Origin of the sequence: Pseudocitrobacter vendiensis (assembly GCF_943590815.1) — a bacterium.
Classification (GTDB): Bacteria; Pseudomonadota; Gammaproteobacteria; order Enterobacterales; family Enterobacteriaceae; genus Pseudocitrobacter; species Pseudocitrobacter vendiensis.
Genome location: NZ_CALSBS010000004.1, coordinates 212,539 through 235,542, shown reverse-complemented (window position 1 = coordinate 235,542; position 23,004 = coordinate 212,539). Strand labels below are relative to the sequence as shown.

Annotated in this window: 17 protein-coding genes; 10 read left to right on the top strand and 7 right to left on the bottom strand. The window is 50.3% G+C overall.

The genetic code is table 11. From position 1 onward, the window contains the following. The first annotated feature begins 44 nt into the window (after positions 1-44). From deoB to NMC31_RS07145, 3 genes are all read left to right on the top strand, one after another. On the top strand, positions 45-1,268 hold the full coding sequence (gene deoB / locus NMC31_RS07155; RefSeq protein ID WP_149462991.1) for a phosphopentomutase: 1,224 nt from the start codon (positions 45-47) through the stop codon (positions 1,266-1,268). A 122-nt stretch (positions 1,269-1,390) separates the two neighbouring features. Continuing rightward, entirely contained in the window at positions 1,391-2,110 is a 720-nt protein-coding gene (gene deoD, locus NMC31_RS07150; RefSeq protein WP_015966021.1) for a purine-nucleoside phosphorylase, read from the top strand. Between the two features lie 397 nt (positions 2,111-2,507). Continuing rightward, complete coding sequence (locus NMC31_RS07145; protein ID WP_253897427.1) at positions 2,508-2,996, top strand: REP-associated tyrosine transposase; 489 nt, start codon at positions 2,508-2,510, stop codon at positions 2,994-2,996. Positions 2,997-3,084: 88 nt separating this feature from the next. Here NMC31_RS07145 and lplA read toward each other — a convergent pair whose 3' ends face one another. Then, positions 3,085-4,101 (bottom strand): lipoate--protein ligase, encoded by a 1,017-nt coding sequence (gene lplA / locus NMC31_RS07140; RefSeq protein ID WP_253897426.1) that lies wholly within the window; start codon positions 4,099-4,101, stop codon positions 3,085-3,087. A gap of 14 nt (positions 4,102-4,115) precedes the next feature. Further along, positions 4,116-4,757, bottom strand: coding sequence for a YtjB family periplasmic protein (locus NMC31_RS07135; RefSeq protein ID WP_253897425.1), 642 nt, complete (start codon positions 4,755-4,757; stop codon positions 4,116-4,118). 104 nt (positions 4,758-4,861) lie between these two features. Here NMC31_RS07135 and serB point away from each other — a divergent pair, with 104 nt between their 5' ends. The 7 genes from serB (at position 4,862) to NMC31_RS07100 (ending at position 14,546) form a co-directional block, all read left to right on the top strand. Then, positions 4,862-5,833 carry a phosphoserine phosphatase gene (serB, locus tag NMC31_RS07130; protein WP_149462993.1) on the top strand — a complete coding sequence of 324 codons (972 nt, stop codon included), beginning with the start codon at positions 4,862-4,864 and terminating at the stop codon, positions 5,831-5,833. A 10-nt stretch (positions 5,834-5,843) separates the two neighbouring features. Further along, a complete protein-coding gene (gene radA / locus NMC31_RS07125) occupies positions 5,844-7,229 on the top strand; it encodes a DNA repair protein RadA (RefSeq protein ID WP_253897424.1) in 1,386 nt (461 codons plus the stop codon). A 456-nt stretch (positions 7,230-7,685) separates the two neighbouring features. Continuing rightward, positions 7,686-8,918 (top strand): multifunctional transcriptional regulator/nicotinamide-nucleotide adenylyltransferase/ribosylnicotinamide kinase NadR, encoded by a 1,233-nt coding sequence (gene nadR / locus NMC31_RS07120; protein WP_108475582.1) that lies wholly within the window; start codon positions 7,686-7,688, stop codon positions 8,916-8,918. A gap of 392 nt (positions 8,919-9,310) precedes the next feature. Continuing rightward, positions 9,311-10,087, top strand: a complete 777-nt coding sequence (locus NMC31_RS07115) for an ABC transporter permease (RefSeq protein WP_253897423.1) — start codon at positions 9,311-9,313, stop codon at positions 10,085-10,087. After that, positions 10,084-10,752, top strand: a complete 669-nt coding sequence (locus NMC31_RS07110) for an ABC transporter ATP-binding protein (protein ID WP_253897422.1) — start codon at positions 10,084-10,086, stop codon at positions 10,750-10,752. Before NMC31_RS07115 ends, NMC31_RS07110 begins: the two co-directional genes overlap by 4 nt. Positions 10,753-10,792: 40 nt before the next feature. Continuing rightward, positions 10,793-13,210: a capsular polysaccharide export protein, LipB/KpsS family gene (locus NMC31_RS07105; protein ID WP_253897421.1), complete on the top strand. Its 2,418-nt coding sequence runs from the start codon at positions 10,793-10,795 to the stop codon at positions 13,208-13,210. A gap of 61 nt (positions 13,211-13,271) precedes the next feature. Then, entirely contained in the window at positions 13,272-14,546 is a 1,275-nt protein-coding gene (locus NMC31_RS07100; protein ID WP_253897420.1) for a CatB-related O-acetyltransferase, read from the top strand. Here the strand turns inward: NMC31_RS07100 and NMC31_RS07095 are convergent, their stop codons facing one another. The 5 genes from NMC31_RS07095 to ettA form a co-directional block, all read right to left on the bottom strand. Then, on the bottom strand, positions 14,547-15,800 hold the full coding sequence (locus NMC31_RS07095; RefSeq protein ID WP_253897419.1) for a capsule polysaccharide biogenesis protein: 1,254 nt from the start codon (positions 15,798-15,800) through the stop codon (positions 14,547-14,549). A gap of 13 nt (positions 15,801-15,813) precedes the next feature. Continuing rightward, positions 15,814-17,835 carry a capsule polysaccharide biogenesis protein gene (locus NMC31_RS07090; protein ID WP_253897418.1) on the bottom strand — a complete coding sequence of 674 codons (2,022 nt, stop codon included), beginning with the start codon at positions 17,833-17,835 and terminating at the stop codon, positions 15,814-15,816. Between the two features lie 21 nt (positions 17,836-17,856). Continuing rightward, positions 17,857-19,527 (bottom strand): polysaccharide biosynthesis/export family protein, encoded by a 1,671-nt coding sequence (locus tag NMC31_RS07085; RefSeq protein ID WP_253897417.1) that lies wholly within the window; start codon positions 19,525-19,527, stop codon positions 17,857-17,859. Between the two features lie 30 nt (positions 19,528-19,557). Then, a complete protein-coding gene (locus NMC31_RS07080) occupies positions 19,558-20,694 on the bottom strand; it encodes a capsule biosynthesis protein (protein ID WP_253897448.1) in 1,137 nt (378 codons plus the stop codon). 525 nt (positions 20,695-21,219) lie between these two features. Beyond that, on the bottom strand, positions 21,220-22,887 hold the full coding sequence (gene ettA, locus NMC31_RS07075) for an energy-dependent translational throttle protein EttA (protein WP_149463005.1): 1,668 nt from the start codon (positions 22,885-22,887) through the stop codon (positions 21,220-21,222). Positions 22,888-23,004: the final 117 nt, after the last annotated feature.

Below are 23,004 nucleotides of genomic sequence, written 5' to 3'. Positions count from 1 at the left end.
TGATCTGATCGCTTTTTTGCAGCGCAAGATGTATGGAGAACAAGATGAAACGTGCATTTATTATGGTGCTGGACTCCTTTGGTATCGGCGCAACTGAAGATGCCGACCGCTTTGGCGATGTCGGTGCGGATACAATGGGCCATATCGCAGAAGCCTGCGCCAAAGGTGAGGCTGACAATGGCCGTAAAGGCCCGCTGAACCTGCCTAACCTGACCCGCCTGGGCCTGGTGAAAGCGCATGAGGGTTCTACCGGTAAAATTGCTGCGGGTATGGACGGCAATGCAGAAGTCGTTGGCGCGTACGCGTGGGCGCATGAACTCTCTTCGGGTAAAGATACCCCGTCGGGTCACTGGGAAATCGCCGGTGTGCCGGTTCTGTTCGACTGGGGCTACTTTAGCGACCACGAAAACAGCTTCCCGCAGGAATTGCTCGATAAACTGGTAAAACGCGCGAACCTGCCGGGTTACCTGGGTAACTGCCACTCTTCCGGTACCGTGATTCTGGACGAACTGGGCGAAGAGCACATGAAAACCGGTAAACCGATTTTCTATACCTCCGCCGACTCCGTGTTCCAGATTGCCTGCCACGAAGAGACTTTTGGCCTGGATAAACTTTACGAGCTGTGTGAAATCGCCCGTGAAGAGCTGACCGAAGGCGGTTACAACATTGGCCGTGTGATTGCGCGCCCGTTTATCGGCGACAAAGCCGGTAACTTCCAGCGTACCGGCAACCGTCACGACCTGGCTGTAGAACCGCCAGCGCCGACCGTGTTGCAGAAACTGGTTGATGAGAAAGACGGTCATGTGGTGTCCGTGGGTAAAATCGCGGATATCTACGCCAACTGCGGCATCACTAAAAAAGTGAAAGCCACCGGGCTGGACGCGCTGTTTGACGCGACCATCAAAGAGATGAAAGAAGCGGGCGATAAGACCATTGTCTTTACCAACTTCGTTGATTTCGACTCTTCCTGGGGTCACCGTCGTGATATCGCCGGTTATGCTGCGGGTCTTGAGCTGTTCGACCGCCGTCTGCCGGAGCTGATGGAGCTGGTGGGGGAAGATGATATTCTGATCCTGACCGCTGACCACGGTTGCGACCCAAGCTGGCAGGGCACCGACCATACCCGTGAACACATCCCGGTACTGGTTTATGGCCCGAAAGTGAAACCGGGTTCGCTCGGCCACCGCGAAACATTTGCGGATATCGGTCAGACGCTGGCGACGTACTTCGGTACGTCACCGATGGAATACGGTAAAAACATGCTGTGATTGCTTGCCCGGTGGCGCTGCGCTTACCGGGCCTACGATTCTGTTAAAGGTGCGGCCTGATGCCCTCACCCCGGCCCTCTCCCACAGGGAGAGGGTGAAAACAATTTGATAAGGATACAACGATGGCTACCCCACACATTAATGCAGAAATGGGCGATTTCGCTGACGTAGTTTTGATGCCAGGCGACCCGCTGCGTGCGAAGCACATTGCTGAAACTTTCCTCGAAGACGTGCGTGAAGTGAACAACGTTCGCGGCATGCTGGGTTTCACCGGTACTTATAAAGGCCGCAAAATCTCCGTAATGGGTCACGGTATGGGTATCCCGTCCTGCTCCATCTACACCAAAGAGCTGATCACCGATTTCGGTGTGAAGAAAATCATTCGCGTGGGTTCCTGCGGCGCGGTGCGCCCGGACGTAAAACTGCGTGACGTGGTGATTGGCATGGGCGCGTGCACCGACTCTAAAGTCAACCGTCTGCGTTTTAAAGATCACGATTTCGCAGCAATTGCTGACTTCGGCATGGTGCGTAACGCGGTTGATGCAGCGAAAGCGCTGGGCGTTGATGCGCGCGTGGGTAACATCTTCTCCGCAGACCTGTTCTACACGCCGGACCCGCAAATGTTCGACGTGATGGAAAAATATGGCATCCTGGGGATCGAGATGGAAGCGGCAGGTATCTATGGCGTGGCAGCCGAGTTTGGTGCGAAAGCGCTGACCATCTGCACCGTATCTGACCATATCCGTACCCACGAGCAGACCACTGCCGCTGAACGTCAGACCACGTTCAACGACATGATCAAAATCGCGCTGGAATCTGTACTGCTGGGCGACCAGGAGTAAGGTGCCTGTGGTGCCCGGTGGCGCTTCGCTTACCGGGCCTACGGAGCTGTGTGGTTTTGTAGGCCGGATAAGGCGTCAGCCGCCATCCGGCAATACCGCGCAAGAACCCGTAGGCCGGATAAGGCGCAGCCGCCATCCGGCAATACCGCGCAAGAACCCGTAGGCCGGATAAGGCGCAGCCGCCATCCGGCAATACCGCGCAAGAACCCGTAGGCCGGATAAGGCGCAGCCGCCATCCGGCAATACCGTGCACGAACCCATAGGCCGGATAAGGCGTCAGCCGCCATCCGGCTTTTTTACCGCGAAATTGCGAACTCCCTTCCTGTTATTTCCCCACCCAATTGCTTTTTATTTTCTGCACACTACGTTTGATTTTTTGTTTATGGAGATAAACAAAATGTCGAACTATCGGCGTTATTACATCAATGGCGGGACCTGGTTTTTCACGGTGAATTTAAAAAATCGGCAAAATGATTTGTTGGTTAGTCAAATAGCCGCGCTAAGAGCAGTGGTGAAAGATGTTAAACAGAAAAAACCTTTTTACATCGATGCCTGGGTTGTTCTGCCGGAACACCTTCACTGTATCTGGACGCTCCCTCAGGACGAGTGTGATTTTTCGGCACGCTGGCGAGAGATTAAAAAACGATTTTCCAAAGCAATCATGTGCGGCGCTGTTTGGCAGCCTCGCTTTTGGGAACATGCTATTCGCGATGAGGAAGATTATCGCCGTCATGTGGATTACATCTACATTAATCCGGTAAAACACGGTTGGGTAACGCGTGTTCAGGATTGGCCATTTTCCACCTTTCATCGCGATGTACGAGAAGGCATTTATCCAATGGAGTGGGCAGGGGATATCAACGAATTCAGGGCCGGAGAGCGATAACAATGCCCGGTGGCGCTTCGCTTACCGGGCCTACGGGTCTATGTGGTTTTGTAGGCCGGATAAGGCGTCAGCCGCCATCCGGCAATAATTAACGCACCGCCCCCGCAATCCACGCGGATAATTCCCGCAACTCTTTTTCCTGCTCCGGGAAATCCTCTAACAGCGCTTCGCACTCCTGCTGTAATACATCTGCCCGGTATAAACACCCCTGCAATCGTGCGGCCAGCGCTTCTAACGGCGCAGGATTCAAACTGTCGGTAAAGACCTGCGTGCGGGTGATGTGCCCCTTTTCGACGTCGAAATGCAGCTCTACGCCGCCCCAGGTGAAGCGTTCGTCCAGAAGATGGCTAAAGGCCGGCGCCTGACCGAAATTCCACTCCCAACTGCTCTGGCGTGCAAACGTCTCGGCAAAATTCGGCAGGTCTGGTGTTTTATCTGGCGAAATAATCTCGGCGTCTACGCGTTCGCCATAATGGGCGAAAAACGCCTCTGTAATTGCCGCGCAAATTTGCTCATGCGTCACGCCCGGGAGCAGTTCGACGAGGTTTGCCACGCGCCCGCGTACGGAGGTAATCCCCTTCGCCTGAAGTTTTTTCTTATCCGGATTGAGATAGTTCGCCAGACGGCTCAGGTCGGCATTAAGCAGCAGTGTTCCGTGGTGGAAACCGCGATCTTTGGTTTCGCGATAGGCTGAACCGGACACCTTGCGATCGCCCTCCGGCGTTTTCACAATGAGGTCGTTACGCCCGGACGCTTCTGCCACCGCGCCCAGCGAATTCAATGCTTCCAGTACAATGGCCGTGGATACGGTTTTGTCATACTCCGGCTTACCCGCCATAAACGTAAAACAGGTATTGCCGAGGTCATGGAACACCGCGCCGCCGCCGCTGCTGCGACGCGCCAGACGCACGTTGTCTTCTTCCATGCGCCGCGTGTTGCACTCTTTCCACGGGTTTTGCGCGCGGCCAATGACCACGGTATCGGCGTTACGCCAGAGGAACAGCACGCGCTGTGTGGCGGGCATCTGACGGAAAATACACTCTTCAACCGCCAGGTTAAACCAGGGGTCGTATGAGTCTGAGAGGAGCAGGCGTAAAGTGGCCATAGTGAGTTCCCTTTCTACTCTTTTTTCTCTTCTTCCTCTTCCTGTACCGGTTTATTGGCGGTGAGAAGGAAGGGTGATTGTTGCCAGCGGGTGCGTTTGCCCTGTAGCAGCGTTCGTGTGAGCACCACGCCAATGGCAAGCGACAGCAATAGCATCAGACGCAGAATATTGGTGGTGTTATCGACCTGTTTGGCTTCTGTTGGCAGCGTATGGGTGTCGAGCGTCAGACGTAAATACCCCAGCGGACCATTTTTGCCCTGAATGGGTTCGACGATTTGCTGATTGAAATAGCCGCCCGCTTTTTTGCCATCCAGCGCCAGACGGTCGCGCAGTTCAACGCTCTCGCCGGCGCGGGCGATCATGTCGCCTTTCTCATCATACACCCCGGCGTCAAGGATGCGGCTTTCAGCGGTGAGTTGCGTGAGCATCTGGCGGACTTTTTTCTCATCTGGCGTCTCACTACGCACCAGCGGCGCAAGATTGAGCGCTACCTGACGGGCGAGCGTGCGCGCCAGTTCTTCAAGCTGCGGATTACGCTGCTGCTGGTGTTGTTGACTGAACCATGACGCCCCTTGCATCAATGCCACCAGAAGTGCGAGGCATATCAGGACAATCACGGCGCGATGCAGTCTGAATTTCAGTTTTGCGCGTACCATATTCCACCTTTGAAAATTTGCAGCTTAATGTTGCCAGAAGCGCTGGTTACAAGGTAGCCTCATGCGTTATTTTCCTGGCCTTAATGAAGTGGAGTGGAGCTGTAATGCCGAACAGTTTGACCTGGTGCGACCTGTCTGAAGATGTTTCCTTGTGGCCAGGGTTGCCGCTTTCGTTAAGTGGCGATGAAGTGATGCCACTGGATTATCACGCCGGACGCAGCGGCTGGCTGCTCTACGGGCGCGGGCTGGATAAACGTCAGTTAACCTCATATCAGCGCAAACTGGGCGCGGCAATGGTGATTGTTGCCGCCTGGTGTGTGGAAGATTATCAGGTTATTCGCCTGGCCGGGTCATTGACGCCGCGCGCGACTAAACTGGCGCACGATGCCGGGCTGGATGTTGCGCCGTTGGGGAAAATTCCACACCTGCGCACGCCTGGCCTGTTAGTGATGGATATGGATTCCACCGCTATCCAGATCGAATGCATTGATGAAATCGCCAAACTGGCAGGGACGGGCGAGCTGGTTTCTGAAGTGACCGAGCGCGCGATGCGCGGTGAACTCGATTTTGCCGCCAGCCTGCGCCAGCGCGTTGCCACACTTAAGGGCGCAGATGCCAATATTCTGCGTCAGGTGCGCGACGACCTGCCATTAATGCCGGGCTTAACCCAACTGGTACTGAAGCTGGAATCGTTGGGCTGGAAAGTGGCGATTGCCTCCGGCGGCTTTACTTTCTTCGCGGAATATCTGCGCGATAAGCTGCGCCTGACTGCTGCGGTCGCTAACGAACTGGGCATTATGGATGGCGTGCTGACGGGCGAAGTGGTAGGCGATATCGTTGATGCGAAATACAAAGCCAATACGCTACAGCGCCTTGCTGAACAGTATGACATTCCGAAAGAGCAGACCGTCGCCATCGGTGATGGCGCGAACGATCTGCCGATGATCAAAGCGGCTGGGCTGGGCATTGCTTATCATGCCAAGCCGAAAGTCAATGAACAGACGGAAGTCACCATCCGTCACGCTGACCTGATTGGGGTGCTGTGCATTCTGACGGGCAGCCTGAATCAGGAATAAGAGGTAAAACGTGGCGAAAGCTCCAAAACGCGCATTTGTCTGTAATGAATGTGGTGCGGATTATCCGCGCTGGCAGGGGCAGTGCAGTGCTTGCCATGCCTGGAATACCATCACCGAAGTGCGTGGTGTGGCGGCTTCTCCAACCGTTGCGCGTAATGAGCGTCTGAGCGGCTATGCGGGCAGCGCTGGCGTGTCGAAGGTGCAGAAGCTGTCGGATATCAGCCTGGAAGAACTGCCGCGCTTCTCGACAGGTTTTAAAGAGTTTGACCGTGTACTGGGCGGCGGGGTTGTGCCGGGGAGCGCGATTCTTATCGGCGGTAACCCTGGGGCCGGGAAATCAACGCTGCTGCTGCAAACGCTGTGTAAACTCGCTGAGCAGATGAAAACTCTGTACGTCACCGGCGAAGAGTCATTACAGCAGGTGGCGATGCGTGCGCATCGTCTCGGCCTGCCGACCGCCAATCTCAATATGCTGTCGGAAACCAGCATCGAACAGATTTGCATGATCGCTGAGGAAGAGCAGCCGAAGCTGATGGTTATCGACTCCATCCAGGTGATGCACATGGCGGATATTCAGTCATCGCCGGGCAGCGTCGCGCAGGTGCGTGAAACCGCGGCTTATCTGACACGGTTTGCGAAAACGCGCGGTGTGGCGATTGTGATGGTTGGCCACGTGACCAAAGATGGCTCGCTGGCGGGCCCGAAAGTGCTGGAACACTGTATCGACTGCTCGGTGTTACTGGACGGTGATGCTGATTCGCGCTTCCGTACTTTGCGTAGCCATAAAAACCGCTTTGGCGCGGTAAATGAACTGGGCGTGTTCGCGATGACCGAGCAGGGGCTGCGCGAAGTCAGCAATCCGTCAGCTATCTTCCTGAGCCGTGGGGATGAAGTGACATCCGGTAGCTCGGTGATGGTGGTGTGGGAAGGTACGCGCCCGCTGCTGGTTGAGATTCAGGCGCTGGTGGATCACTCGATGATGTCGAACCCGCGTCGCGTGGCTGTTGGGCTGGAGCAGAACCGTCTGGCGATTCTGCTGGCGGTGCTGCATCGTCATGGCGGTTTGCAGATGGCGGATCAGGACGTGTTCGTTAACGTGGTCGGCGGCGTGAAGGTCACCGAAACCAGCGCCGACCTGGCGTTGTTGCTGGCGATGGTCTCCAGCCTGCGCGACAGGCCGCTACCGCAGGATCTCGTGGTATTTGGTGAAGTGGGCCTTGCCGGAGAAATTCGCCCGGTGCCGAGCGGCCAGGAGCGTATTTCCGAAGCCGCCAAACACGGTTTCCGCCGCGCAATTGTGCCAGCCGCGAACGTACCGAAAAAACCGCCCGAATGCATGCAGGTATTCGGCGTGAAAAAACTCGCGGATGCGCTAAACGTCTTTGACGACTTATAATTAACATCGTGCAGCGACCCGTAGGCCTGATAAGCGCAGCGCATCAGGCGAAGTTCAGCGCCGTTGCCGGATGCGGCTACCGCCTTATCCGGCCTACCGACCCGTAGGCCTGATAAGCGAAGCGCATCAGGCGCAGTTCAGCGCCGATGCCGGATGGCGGCGTAAACGCCTTATCCGGCCTACCGATCCGTAGGCCTGATAAGCGCAGCGCATCAGGCGCAGTTCAGCGCCGATGCCGGATGCGGCTACCGCCTTATCCAGCCTGGCGACTCGTAGGCCTGATAAGCGAAGCGCATCAGGCGCAGTTCAGCGCCGTTGCCGGATGCGGCTACCGCCTTATCCAGCCTGGCGACCCGTAGGCCTGATAAGCGCAGCGCATCAGGCGCAGTTCAGCGCCGATGCCGAATAACGGCGTGCAATTATTTATCCTTGTTAACCCATCAGCAGGAGGCTCTTGTGTCATCGTTCGATTATCTTAAAACCGCGATCCGTCAGAAAGGTTGCACGCTACAGCAGGTAGCTGACGCCAGCGGTATGACCAAGGGCTATCTCAGTCAGTTGTTAAACGCCAAAATCAAAAGCCCAAGCGCACAGAAACTGGAAGCGCTGCATCGCTTTTTGGGCCTGGAGTTCCCGCGTCTGCAAAAGACCGTTGGCGTGGTCTTCGGTAAGTTCTACCCGCTGCATACCGGCCACATCTATCTGATTCAGCGCGCCTGTAGCCAGGTGGACGAGCTGCATATCATCATGGGTTACGACGACGTGCGCGACCGCACGCTGTTTGAACAGAGCGCCATGTCGCAACAGCCTACCGTCCCGGATCGCCTACGCTGGTTGCTGCAAACCTTTAAATATCAAAAAAACATCCGCATCCACGCCTTCAATGAAGAAGGGATGGAGCCTTATCCGCACGGCTGGGATGTGTGGAGCCGCGGCATGAAAGCCTTTATGGAAGAGAAGGGCATTCAACCCGACGTTATCTACACCTCCGAAGAGCTGGACGCGCCGCAGTATATTGAACATCTCGGCATCAAAACCGTGCTGGTTGATCCGAAGCGAACCTTCATGAACATCAGCGGCGGGCAGATTCGTGAAAACCCGTTCCGCTACTGGGAATACATCCCCACCGAAGTGAAGCCGTTCTTTGTGCGCACGGTAGCGATTCTTGGTGGCGAATCCAGCGGTAAATCGACGCTGGTGAACAAGCTCGCCAATATCTTCAACACCTCCAGCGCCTGGGAGTATGGCCGCGATTATGTCTTCTCGCATTTGGGCGGTGATGAGATGGCGCTACAATATTCCGATTACGACAAAATTGCGCTCGGCCATGCGCAGTACATTGATTTCGCGGTGAAATACGCCAACAAAGTGACCTTTATCGATACCGATTTTGTCAGCACTCAGGCGTTCTGCAAAAAATATGAAGGCCGCGAGCACCCCTTCGTGCAGGCGATGATTGATGAATACCGTTTCGACCTGGTGATTCTGCTGGAGAACAACACGCCGTGGATCAACGACGGACTACGCAGCCTGGGCAGCTCTGTCGATCGTAAAGAGTTTCAGTCGCTGCTGGTATCGATGCTTAAGGAAAACAACATCGAGTTCGTGCACGTTGAAGAGGCGGATTACGATGCGCGCTTCCTGCGCTGCGTAGAGCTGGTGAAGCAACTAATGGGCGAAGCGGGATAAAGTGACCGATTATAGCGGCAGGTAGACTCGCGTTATCTGCCGCGAATCCGCTTTATTTCACCTGAATATATATATTAATTAAATAATCTATTTTAAACTCATCAGTATTTTATTTATTTAGAAAAACTAACATCAATATTTAGTTTATATTGCAGAAATAGAATAGGAACTTTTTCTATTTGGGTCTACATTACGCACGTTGGGATATTCCTCAAATATACATCAAGGGAATGATGTTAATTTATCAATTGCAATAGAAAATGGATTTCTGCTGCACTCTCCCTCATTCCCCTTCCGATGTACCTCCCTTCACACACTTTTACTCATTACCGGCGCTCTGACAGCCTGAAGTCAGGGGCGGTAGCGTGCCTGTTTCAACTATCGGATAAACCATGGCCAGAAGTGGTATTGAAGTTCAACGAGCCGCCGTCAACGCGCTCTTCCTGCGTGAAATTAAAACTCGATTTGGGAAATACCGTTTAGGCTATTTTTGGGCGGTGCTGGAACCGGCGGCGCATATGCTGGTGATGCTGGCAGTATTTGGGTTTATTATGCATCGCACGATGCCGGATATCTCTTTTCCCGTATTTCTCATCAATGGCATCGTCCCATACTTCCTTTTCAGCAATATTACGACACGTTCGATTGGCGCCATCGAGGCCAATCAGGGGCTGTTTAACTATCGCCCTGTCAGGCCGGTGGACACGATTATCGCCCGCGCGTTGCTTGAGAGCCTGATTTACGGCTGTGTGTATATTGTGTTGATGGCCATCGTCGGTTTTGCCGGGGAAGATTTCGCGGTTACCCGCCTGGTGACGCTCATCCTCACCTGGCTGCTGCTGGTGATTTTCTCCTGCGGGGTAGGGCTTGTTTTTATGGTAGTGGGTAATGCCTTCCCGGAGACGGAGAAGTTTTTGCCGATTCTGATTAAGCCGCTCTATTTTGTCTCCTGCATTATGTTTCCCTTGCATGCCATTCCCCGCGATTACTGGCCGTATTTGCTGTGGAACCCGATTGTGCACATCGTCGAACTGAGCCGCGAATGCGTGGTGGCGAACTACGTCAGCGAGGGCGTGAACCTGCCGTATCTGGCGTTATGTACGCTGGTGGTGCTGTTTCTTGGTCTGGCGGTGTATCGCCGTAACGAAGAGGCGATGCTGACATCATGATCCGTATCGAAAACCTGTCTAAATCCTACCCCACCCCGCAGGGGCGGCATTACGTTTTTAAAGATCTCAACATTGAACTGCCGAGCGGCAAGAGCGTGGCGATCATTGGACGCAACGGTGCGGGAAAATCGACGTTGCTGCGCATGATTGGCGGCATCGACCGCCCCGACAGCGGGCGCATTATCACCGACAGCACCATCTCCTGGCCTGTCGGGCTGGCAGGCGGTTTTCAGGGCAGCCTGACCGGGCGCGAGAATGTGAAGTTTGTCGCGCGCCTGTATGCCACCCGTGATGAACTAAAAGAGAAAGTCGCTTTTGTCGAAGAGTTTGCCGAACTGGGGAAATACTTTGATATGCCAATTAAAACCTATTCCTCCGGGATGAAATCGCGCCTGGGATTTGGGTTAAGCATGGCGTTTAAGTTTGATTATTACCTGGTGGATGAAGTGACGGCAGTGGGCGATGCCCGGTTTAAGCAGAAGTGTGCGGAGTTGTTTAAAGAGCGGCACAAGGAAGCGAGCTTTTTGATGGTGTCGCACAGTTTGAATTCGTTGAAAGAGTTCTGCGATGTGGCGCTGTTTATAGATAGAAATAATATTGTTTATTATTTTCAAGATGTTGAACAGGCTGTTGCGTTGTATCTATCTCATGAGGCTGGGTGTTAATAAACCTAGTTTTTAGTAATTATATAATTGGTGATTAATAATGTTGTTATCTAAAAATCATTTTTCTAGCACAATTTTATCTGCCTCATCAGAATACGAGGTTAAGCCTAATGATATAACCATTTGCTATGCGGTAAGGTGTAGTGATATAAATCCATGGGTCTTGGATAGAATTGAATTTGCCTTAACTTTTTACTCTCCTAAACCAAATGTAATGATTGTTGATTTTGGCTCTAAATTTGAATACTCATCAAGAATAAAAGAACTATGCCATAATAATTCTGGTGAGTATATTTTTGTTGATGATTATGATACATTTTCTTTGGCAAAAGCGAGAAATATTTGCTTCCAAAATTTGAAAACTGATTTTTTATTGCTTGCTGACATTGATTATGTTTATGAACGAGATTTTATAATCAGACTCTCATCATTGGCAAATAGATTGGATCTTACTAAAAATCCATTAAAGGTTCTAACGATGCCGATTTATCATGTAAATGAATCGGCTACCGTTTTATTTGAATCTCTTGATGACTTAAAAGCAAAGGATAAATCAATTGGCAAATGGGAAACAAATTGTTTGGCATCTAAATTTGGTGATGTATTTGAATTTGTAGCTCCATACAGTAATAGTATTTTTTTACATAGAAAGATGTTTGATATGTCTGGCGGTTATTGTGATGAATTTCGAGGGCATGGATCAGAGGATTTTGAATTCTTAATTCGTTTAGCCAAGTTAACATCAAATATACCTATCGCTGGATCGCTTGAAAAAGATTTCTACGGCCCATTGAAATCTTCTTTCTGGGGACAAAAAGATTATCTTGGTTTTAGACGCTATCTCGAGGCATTTACTTTACCTTGTGAACTTTTAGGACTGAAAGCTTTTCATTTATGGCATGAAAAGCCATCTGATAAAGGATATTGGACCCAATCTAATGATTGGAAACGTGAGCGCTTTAATTCTGTATTGAGTAAACATTCAACATCTGACTCAGAGTTATTAGAAGTTGATTACATCATAAGAAATAAAAAAGCATTGTGTATATTCAGCGATAAATCTCAGTGGGGTTATTTTTTACCATTAAGAATAGTCGGGTATAGCCTTGATGTACTATCTGAAAAAGATGATGGTTCTATTTCTGAGGCTATGCGGAAAATTGAGAAAAAAGAAGTTGAGAGAGTGTTTATTTTTAACCCTTATATGAAAAGTCATGTTTCATTCAGAGGGGTCATCGAGGTTGCGAAAAGGCTTGGTGTTCAAGTAACGGTGATTGAACGAGGAGGGCTTCCTAATTCAATTTATTTTTCTGATGAAGTTGCATATGGTGATCCTGAATATAAAAGAATATACAATGATCTCGATAGCATCGATTTTAGTGATGAAGAATTAAATAGTTCTAAGAAATTAATAGATGATCTTACCACGGGTAAATATTCACTAGAAGTGATGGATTGTTATGATATTACATGGAATAAAAATGCATTGCTCAGAATGACTGATAAGAAAAAAGTATTTATTCCTTTACAGCTTAGGGATGATATGGCTGTTAATTATTTTACGGATGGATTTACTAGCTACAGTGTATATGAGGACGGGATTCAAGAGGCAATAGCTAAATTTCCGGATGTTATATTTATAATAAAAGAACATCCATTAAGTAAATATGATATGAGTTGGGCTAATAATTATGCAAATGCTGTTATAGCCAATCAAAAAGATAACATTCATGCTTTAATTGAAATTTCGGACTGTGTGGCTCTTTACAACTCAGGGGTTGGGTTGCTTGCATTGGCACACAATAAGCCGCTGTTTAATATAGGTAATGCATATTACGGATGCGAGGGTAAGTTCTCTACGCATAAAAAATCATTGCTAGAGGTTGCGGAAGAAATAAGCGAAAATGATATCTCCGAATTGTTTTCAGGTAGAGATTTATACCGTTTAAATAAATTTTTTACTTGGCTGTTTTTTAGGAAATATAGCTGGTTTACTGCTGATGATGAAATTAGAGAGTTTTCTGATAGAAAATCGCATGGATATAAAAATATAAACGTGTCGATTTTAAATATAGATAATAAAACGTTTGCTAGTGGGGATCGTATTTCTGACTCAGAGTTCTCTAGTGAAAGTTATTTAAATTGGCATTTAAATTTGAATGTCAATAATAAAGAAGTGAGTTTACCAAAAGTAGAGTTGAGCAAACAAAATGCTGAGTTGAAAAAGACCAAAGAGGATGGAGGGAAAGAGAAGGAGGTTGTAATTAAAAAGGAAAAAATAAATCGTAATGTAATTGATAAAAGAGAATTGACCGTGATTGGCGCTATTTCAATATCATTGTGTAAACCATTTGTAAGCGGTGCGAAAAGGTTGAAATTAATTAATAATCCTGAAGCTTTTTTTAATGATTCAAAATCAATTATGCTTAATAAAGTTGGAAGGTTATCATTTAAATGATGACGATTTAACCCTTTAACTTTTGTATTTTATGGTTAAGATCAATAAATGGCTTATAAAAATGAATGAACTAAACAAGAATCTTAAGAAGAATATATTGGGTTACGGATTGATTGAGCGCTATTCAAAAATAGAATGCTGGAGGTTAAGGGGGTTTTTCTTTATTGGTGCATATACTCACTTAAATTCCGGTTCCAACATTTGGAATGCTATCGTTGGTCGCTATTCTCGTATTGACTCGAATGTGACGGTTGGCTTTAGGATCGCAGAATGCAGTATTTTTAGTAATCATTATTTTGCTTATGCGGAAGATTATATAGATACTGAATCCTATAAAGCATTAAAAGCTACTCGATTCTATTATGACAAACAAAACCTAACTTATATTGGGAATGACGTAAGGGTTCACCAGGGAAGTATCATTTCTGCGGGTGTTTCTATAGGTGATGGGGCTATAATTTATCCAAATTCGGTTGTTGATACTGATGTTCCTCCATATGCTATTGTTGCTGGAAATCCAGCTCAAATAATAAAATATAGATTTTCAGAGGACGTAATCGAAAAAATTAAGAAGTCGAATTGGTTCTTATTTGATTTAAATTGTTTTGAACAATCCGCTGATTATTCAGATGTGGATAGTATTCTGTCAAGGTTAGCTGATAAAAAAGAAAATAAAGTTAGATTAGAGAAATATTATGTGAATTCATACACTAATGAATGTAATATTAAATCGTTTGAAAGGTTAGTATTAGGCCCATCACATGTAGATATATGGCAATCATTAGTAAATAGTGGTAAAAGGAAGCAGCCGGAATTTTTAATGCATGGAGTCAATGGTTTGTCTTTGTATTCAAAGAGGTTGGTTAATTTAATTGATTTCTACATAGGTAATGGCTTGGGCGATGTTGTACTTTTTGTTCCTGATTTCAGAATTGGTAACGTGATCTTTAATTCTGGTGGCGAAATTTCTCTTGATCCACTATTCATATCAAAAAATAAAATTGGTTCGGATAGTGATAATGAGCTTTATAAAATGGCGTTAAATATTTTAGATGAACTTGTTTTAAAATACGGGAGTAAGATTAAGTTCATTTTTTGGTGTCTCATGGGAAGGGAGTGTGAAAACAAAAAAATTGGAAGGTATGTTTTCGATAATCAGTATCAACACCCAGTTTGGAACTATTCTGAAATAAAAAATAGATATTTTAATAATATATTAGAAATGCCCGGTATTGAAAGCGATATTGAGCATTGCATCCATGATAATGGAACAATACATCCAAACGATAGAGGATATGATTTGTTGGAGAAACACATAGTAAATAGAATACTTTAATTATTTTAACCTAATATCGTATCCACTTTTAGACATTATTGGATGTTCAGCTTTATCTTGAGTATTTTGACTCCAATGTTTTTTGGAATAAAACACCGCATTTATCTGCGTAGTCTCCAGCAGATAACCACGAAAGATCGCCAGCAACCCCATATCCGGCTGAAAATCCGCCGTCCAGAACTGATGCAGATGCCCCTGATACGTTAAGCCTTTCATATCGTACAGGGCATCGCCCATCACCTTCAGCGGCTTGTTGTGAATTAACGCCGACAGGCCCGCCGTACTGTTAATTGTCACCACCGCCTTAGCGTGCTTCAGCATCTCCGGCATCGGAAGATCGTGCACGTAGAGCACCCGGTTGCGAATGCCGTATTTCTTACTGAGCTTATTAATTAGCGGGCGATATAAACGATGCCCTCGATCCATCGGATGGTGCTTGAACACCAAAAACTTGGTCGCAGGGGCTTTGGTGGCAAAGGAGTACATCACGTCGTTGATGTAATCACGCACGTCGGCATAGCCGCTGTGGTTGCGGATCTGGCTGTCGTTATACACCTGCAGAATGGCGAGATAATAGCGTTTATCTAACTGTGTCTGTAACCGCGGGAGCACGTCGCGCTCTTTAAACGCATACCAGTGCTTACGTCGCCAGGCGCGGACCCAGCAGCACATCTCATACCACGGCGAGAAAGACTTATGGTGACGATAAAGCGGGTAGTCGTGACGATGAAACCAGCCTTGCAGGTAGTACCAGGTTGCGTGCCAGAAGCGTAAGCGCGTCGAGGGTTTTAACGGCTGAATATTGCGCGGCGGCAGTTCAGGCAGTTGGCGATAAAACTCCGGGTCGCGCGGCAGAGAGGAGTAGGCGTTTACGCCGCCCTCTTCAAGCGTAATAAAGTGCGGGCGCAGGTATCCCTCTTCAAATGCCAGAAAACGCAGACCTTTGGCTTGCGCCCATTGACGCGCAGCCTGATGCAGCGGTCGGCAATCACCAAAACAGACCAATGTATCGAAAGGATAAGTTTTCCACGTCTCCTTCAACCAGTGGGCAAAATGCGCGGGCGTCTGGTCATATTGCAGCACCGGGCGATGACGACAGTAAAAGCGATCGCCGCCGTTAAATACCACGTTTACCGCTTCGCGGCCTTTGCTCTCCAGCCAGTCGGCCAGGTCGGCAAAGAACGGGCCCATCGGCCCCTGTAAAAGCAGATAGCGCTTACCCGCCAGTAATTTGCTCATTGCTGTGCTGTCCATGCCGCAGCCCTCGCTAATTAAATTTCACCCGATAAAGATTCACGCCCTTACGCACCCATCGCGTGATGCGCCCGGCTTTTTTTCTCGCGATCGTATTTGGCCTTGTCTGCTCCATCAGCCATGCCGCCGCTTCTTCCACCGGGAGTAGGCGTTTCTCCTGCGGATGGATGTACGTCGGGTAAACAATCAGCGTCTGATAAATCAGGTCTGCCAGAGTGAGCGTACGGTTGCGCCGTGGGCAGGTATGTTCGTCGTGGGTTAACCCCCAGCCGGCGTAAAACGGCAGGCCGTAGCAGTAAACCGTTTTGCCATGCATCAGTGCTTCAAACCCGGAAAGCGAAGTCATGGTGTGCAGCTCGTCGCAGGCGGTAATACAGTCGATAATGTCGGCATCCATGGCTACGCAGTCTGCCAGGCGAGTCATTTCGTCGGTATCGATGTGGCCGGGGCGATTACCTGCCAGTACGTCAGGGTGCGGCTTGTAAACAATGAATGCCGACGGATTGCGTTCGCGCACGGTGCGTAATAGCGCCAGGTTGCTTTGAATATCGATTGTGCCCGTGGCGATGGAGGCGTCGTTCTCCACCTGGCCGGGCACCAGCAGCAGCCGTTTTCCATTGGCAGCTTCAGGTCGTTGCCAGCCTTTACCGAGGTTATATTTGCTGAGCTTGTTGCTGACCAGCGTCTGCTGCAGCGCCAGCGCGCGGTCGCGTTCATCGTCGCGCAGTATTGACTGATTTAGCAGCGTTTCCAGGTCGCTGGCCCGGCGGGCATCGTAGTAAATCCCCGTTTTATCCAGCACCAGCGACAGCGGCATATGCAGGTCGGAACCCAGCCCGCTGGAGCGCAGAAAACCATCTTCCATTCGCCAAACCGGCAGGTTCTGCGCGTAGGCAGCCTGGCTAAATTTGGCCTCGCCATTTACCCCCCACACCACGCAGGCGGTGGCAGCGGGCGACTTTTTATCGAAGTTCAGGTTGTTTTCCGGCGTTTTGAGGAAGGTTTTCATGATGGCGCTCTTCCACAGTGTCAGGCCGGGAACCCACAGGTGACCACTGCGAGAAATCATGTGCTGGCGTTGCAACTGGAGCGCGTGCAGCACGTCAAACAAAGTGCCACGTTTATTGGTGTAAGGATCGAGATAGCGCGGATAGCGCAGCAGCGCTGCGCCAATCAGTTGTAGCAGAGTGGCCTGTCCGCGTCTGTCGGTTAATGACTCCGCCAGCGGATGACGATCGTCCGTTAGCCCCCAGCCGGCATACCATGGCAGACCAAAACAGGTGACCGGTTTCCCCGCCATCAGCGCCTCAATGCCGTATTGCGACGTCACGGTATAGACGCGGCTCGCAACGCGCAGCAGCGACTGCGGGCTAACATCTTGTGCCAGTAAACGAATATGCGGGGCGCTCAAACGGTCGGTAAGATACCCCTGTTTTTTACCGCTCAACACGTCGGGATGCGTTTTGACCCAAATCTCGGCGTCCGGGTTTTCTTCACAGGCGGCGGTTAGCATATTGCTAAAGCTTTGCGCCGACCCTCCACCCAGGGTTATCGACACATCGCCGTGAGTCTGGTCGATAACCAGCACAACCGGCTTGTCATGCGCGGCAGCAGGGAAGGGGAGCGCGTGGTTATATTTCGATAAATCTCCGCTCACAATCAGGTCGATGGCCGATTGCGCCTCAACGGCGTGGGTGTTTTCTTCACGTTCCTTATGGATGAGCCGCTCCAGCCTGCTCGGACGGCTGGCGTCGTAATAAATCCCAAGATCGTCCACCACGATAGAGAGCGGCGGATGTCCCTCTACGCCCAGCCCGATCGAGCGAATAAAGCCATCTTCCAGGCGCAGCAGCGGTAAATCTGCCGCCCGCGCTTTGGCGGCGGGCAGCGTGGTGTTATCTTTCATTCCCCAAACGGCGATGGCGGAAATGTCGCCGGGAATGGCACCGCTTACGGACAGCTTACGACACGGCTTGCCGAGTAGCTGACTGAGATGGGGGATTTTCCAAATCCCCGAGGAATAGACGCCGATCATAATGCTCCCTGCATTCGTGCGTTAGATATCCAGAATGACTTTCGCCGCAACAGCCAGTTGATAAAGAATGGTGGAGATACCGCGCGTCACTTCGATGTTTTTCGACTCGTATTTCGGCAGAACCATAATTTCATCACCTGCCACCAGAGCACCGACATCGTCGGCATCCACCGCAGAACCGTCCTGATGAATCACGATGATTTTCGACTGACCGGATTTTTGCGTCAGGCCGCCGCATTTCTCGATGTAATCGTCAGCGTCAAGCTTCTCTTCCCAGCTGATGGCATTCGGAAACAACACTTCGCCGTGCACCATAACCAGCGAGGTTTTCTCCGGAATGCTAATGACATCGCCATCTTCAAGGAGCACGGAGTCGAGATTTTTCTCGTTCAGTACCACCTGGCCTTTCGGCACCACCTGACGTGCTTTCGCCACAAAACGACTCACCAGTTGTGCTTCCTGCATACGAAGCTGTGCTTCTTCCTGCGTGGATGACTGGGAAGAGAGCGATGCCTGTTCCAGCTTTTGCAGCTCAAGAGTAAGCATCTCTTTTTGCCGAATGGCGACTGAGTGGCGGTAAAGTTGAATGCTGTTCATCTGCGACATGCTGTTCGGGCGCAACTGTGCGAGCACCTGTTTCATGTTTGCGCCATAAGGCAGCACCAGCGCATGTTCGCCAGAATGTGCGCCTTCGATACGCACCTGAATGGTGCCGGCGTAGCGGTCAGAACTGACGATCAACTTGTCGCCATCCTGCAACGTGCGGCCCGCGGCGCCACTTAGCGGATAATATTCCGTGCGTTTTACCGTGCCCTGTTGGCGGACGATGGTGAAGTGGGTTGCGCCCGGTTTTGGCCGCGACCAGCTTAGCGCTTCTTCAACCGAAATAGCGCTGCTGGCGAATTCAAAGTCGTAGCTGTTATAGACGTCGCCATCCACGCTGAAGGTATATTTGCGCGGGCCCACGACGATGGTATCGCCGTCCGAAAACTGTGACAGATTTAGCGTGCCGTTGAGCAGGAAGTCATACAGGTTGACGCGCGATCGCGTTGATTTTCCCCGCTTAATGGCAATGTCAACATAGCTGCCGCGTTCGCTGTCTACGCCGCCCGCTTTGCTCAAGTAGGAGAGCAGGGAATCGGACGCCACGCCACCGTACAGGCCGGGGTTTTTGACGTAGCCAGTCACGAATACCTTCACCGGTTGTGCCTGGAGCAGCGAGGCGTAAACGTTGACGTTAGATTGATATACCTCTTTGACCTTCGCGGTGACCAGGCCATTTAACTGGCCGTTTGGTACGCCCGCAACTTTCAGCGGCCCGATATTTGGCACGAAGATATTGCCCTTCGGGTCGACCGGCAGCGCGCCGTCGAAGTTAAACGCGCCCCACAGACGCACCTGAATGGTGTCGCCAAGCGAAATTACATAGCTCGGGTTAAATCCGATACCTGTTCCACTGTCGGCGCTGGTGCCGTTAAACAGTTGGGCGCCGAACATGCGGCTTAATGCCGGGGCTTCCATCATCGGCGGCGTATTATCAAAACCGTTGTTCACCTCAGGCGATTTTTGCCCGTTGATAATCGGCGATAACGGTGCGGCGCCGGTCAGTTCCGGGTCGGCGGTGACGCCTGTCGCGAGCGCCTGCCCGGCGTGTAGTAAAACGAGCAGAAATACGGATTTAGCTAATTTCATAATGCACTCTGTTAAAAATGGCTCAGGCCGTCAGTCTTTATGGTCTTCAATAATGCCCAGCAGCAGTTTGGCTGTGCCAAACAGCAGGCCGCACACCAGTAACCAGCTGATTAATAAATAAGGAATATTCGGGAATGAGGACTCTTCCGGGCGCTGTGGCGAACTGATAACTGACAGGGTTTTCAGCTTGCGCGCGCTTTCCATGCGCGTTTTCTCAAGGGCTTTCAGCGCCAGGGCGTAGAGGTCCGTATCAAAGGCCACGGTGCCTTTTATCTCTTCGAAATCGACCGCCATGCTGTTGAGTTTTTTCCCTTCCGGCGCGGTGATTTTGCTTTGCTCTTCATCGATCTGCGCCTGCAACGCTTTAATGGCATTTTTAGTGCTCACCACCTGCGGCGCGTCGGCGCGTAAATAGGTCAACAGATTTCGCAGGTCGGCTTCCATCTCGATTTTTTTGGCTATCAGCGTATTCACAAGCGTAGTGGCGGCTTCAGCGGAGGCCGCCGGGTCGAGGACGTTATTTTTATTCTGATAGGCGAGGAGCCGCTTTTTACTCTCGTTCAGGCGCTCGCGGGTTTGGCGCAGCTCTTCTTCTGCAAACTGCATCTGCTCGCGCGAAATACGATGGGAAAGTTCGTTGATAAAGCGCTCAGACTCTTTCAGCACCGCGTGGTTAAACGCCTGCGCAAATTCGGGGGTGAAGCCCTGCGTTTGAATATTCAGCAGGCCCGATTTTTCGTCCCAGGCAATGGAAATCCGGCTGCGATAGTAGTCGAGAAACTCTTCCGCGGTGGCGTTATCAGGAAGGTGGAAAAAGAAATCCCACCCGCTTTGGCTGAATGCCTGATGGAAGTTGAGTCGCTTATCCAGTGCCATCAGCATATCGGGCGAGTTGATGTACTCTTTTAAATAGAGGGAGTCTTCCGCCGACGACGGGTTCGACGCTCCCAGCAGCAGGCCAACGTTCAGGCTTGAACTGTCAATTTCATTGGGGCGTTTTACGGCGACTTTGGATTCGCTCATGTAGCGCGGCTGGCTAAAAATGACCAGATAAATCAAAAGCAATGCCATTGGTGCGGTAATGAAAATATGCGCAAGATAGCGCTGGAACGGTAGCGCGCAGGCACACTGGCGACAAATTTTCAGACGCTGAAAGAGATGAGTTATAAACACGTGATTTATTTTCATAATTCCGAACGCGGTTTAATTAAAAATATATTCTTTTAATGAATAATTAATAGTGGCAACGTTGGGAATAGCAGTGGGAGTTATTAATAATAGACATATCAATCCTTTGTTAATGTCGATGGTGAATGATTTTAACGCATGCTGAATATAGCTGGTGCGAATAATTAATTCGCTAAGCTAGATTAGCTGAATATATGGCACAATTCCTTCTGGTGGCGCTATTTGTAGCATAGACCATCTGCCATCTCAATCTTGTTATTACAAAATTGCAATGAATGTTTGTAATGATATTTGAGGTGTGGATTAGATTGTGGGAGCTATTTATTTGATTTGTGGATATTAAAGATTTAATGAATTTAAATTAAATTTTTATTCGTGAAATGTATGTGTTGGCAAAAAATGTAGGCCGGATAAGCGCAGCGCCATCCGGCATTTTTTACAGGCGATATTGCGTCTGCAAAAAGCCGGGGGGCGCTAACGCTTGCCCGGCCTACGATAATGTCATTACTTCGCAATACGCTTGTACTTAATACGCTTCGGCTCCAGCGCGTCTGCGCCCAGCGTGCGTTTCTTGTACTCTTCGTATTCGGTAAAGTTACCTTCGAAGAATTCCACTTTACCTTCATCCTGGTAATCCAGAATGTGGGTGGCGATACGGTCAAGGAACCAACGGTCGTGCGAGATAACCATTGCGCAGCCCGGGAACTCCAGCAGGGCGTTTTCCAGCGCGCGCAGGGTTTCGATATCCAGGTCGTTGGTCGGTTCATCGAGCAGCAGGACGTTGCCGCCTACCTGCAACAGTTTCGCCAGGTGAAGACGACCGCGCTCACCGCCGGACAGCTCGCCCACGCGTTTACCCTGGTCAACACCTTTAAAGTTAAAGCGGCCAACGTATGCGCGGCTTGGCATCTCGGTGTTACCGATCTTCATGATATCCAGCCCGCCGGAAACTTCTTCCCACACGGTTTTGCTGTTATCCATTGCGTCACGGAACTGATCAACAGACGCCAGCTTCACAGTATCACCCAGCGTGATAGAACCGCTATCAGGCTGTTCCTGACCGGACATCATGCGGAACAGGGTGGATTTACCCGCACCGTTCGGGCCGATGATACCGACAATCGCGCCTTTCGGTACCGAGAAGGTCAGGTCGTCAATCAGTACGCGATCGCCATAGGATTTACGCAGATTGCTGACTTCAACCACTTTATCCCCCAGACGTGCGCCAGGCGGAATAAACAGTTCGTTGGTTTCGTTACGTTTCTGGTACTCAACGTTGTTAAGTTCTTCGAAACGGGCCAGACGCGCTTTGCCTTTAGACTGACGGCCTTTCGCGCCCTGACGTACCCACTCCAGCTCTTTCTCGATAGACTTACGACGCGCCGCTTCCTGAGAAGCTTCCTGCGCCAGACGCTGATCTTTCTGTTCCAGCCAGGAGGAGTAATTACCTTCCCACGGAATCCCTTCGCCGCGGTCAAGTTCCAGAATCCAGCCCGCCACGTTATCGAGGAAGTAACGGTCGTGGGTGATTGCCACAACGGTCCCTTCGAAGTCGTGCAGGAAGCGTTCCAGCCACGCGACAGATTCGGCATCCAGGTGGTTAGTCGGTTCGTCGAGCAGCAGCATGTCTGGTTTTTCCAGCAACAGGCGGCACAGCGCGACGCGGCGGCGTTCACCACCGGAAAGGGTGGCGATTTTGGCATCCCAGTCCGGCAGACGCAGCGCATCGGCGGCGCGTTCCAGCTGAACGTTCAGGTTATGGCCATCATGCGCCTGAATGATTTCTTCAAACTTGCCCTGCTGAGCGGCAAGTTTATCGAAGTCGGCATCCGGTTCGGCATATTTGGCGTAGACTTCGTCCAGACCTTTCAGCGCATTAACCACTTCGGCAACCGCTTCTTCAACGGATTCACGAACCGTATGTTCCGGATTTAACTGAGGTTCCTGCGGCAGGTAACCAATCTTCAGGCCTGGCTGCGGGCGTGCTTCACCTTCGATGTCGGTATCAATACCGGCCATGATGCGCAGCAGCGTAGATTTACCGGCACCGTTCAGGCCCAGTACACCGATTTTTGCGCCAGGGAAGAAGCTCAGCGAGATGTTTTTCAGAATATGACGTTTCGGCGGAACCACTTTGCCGACACGATGCATGGTATAAACGAATTGAGCCACGTTGGACTTCGCCTCTTTTATTTTGATGGTAAGTATACAAAGCCGAAGTGTAGCCTTTTTCGTTCGTTAATCCCAGCGAGGCGGTTAACGCGATAAAAGCGTAAAAATGTGTCCAGA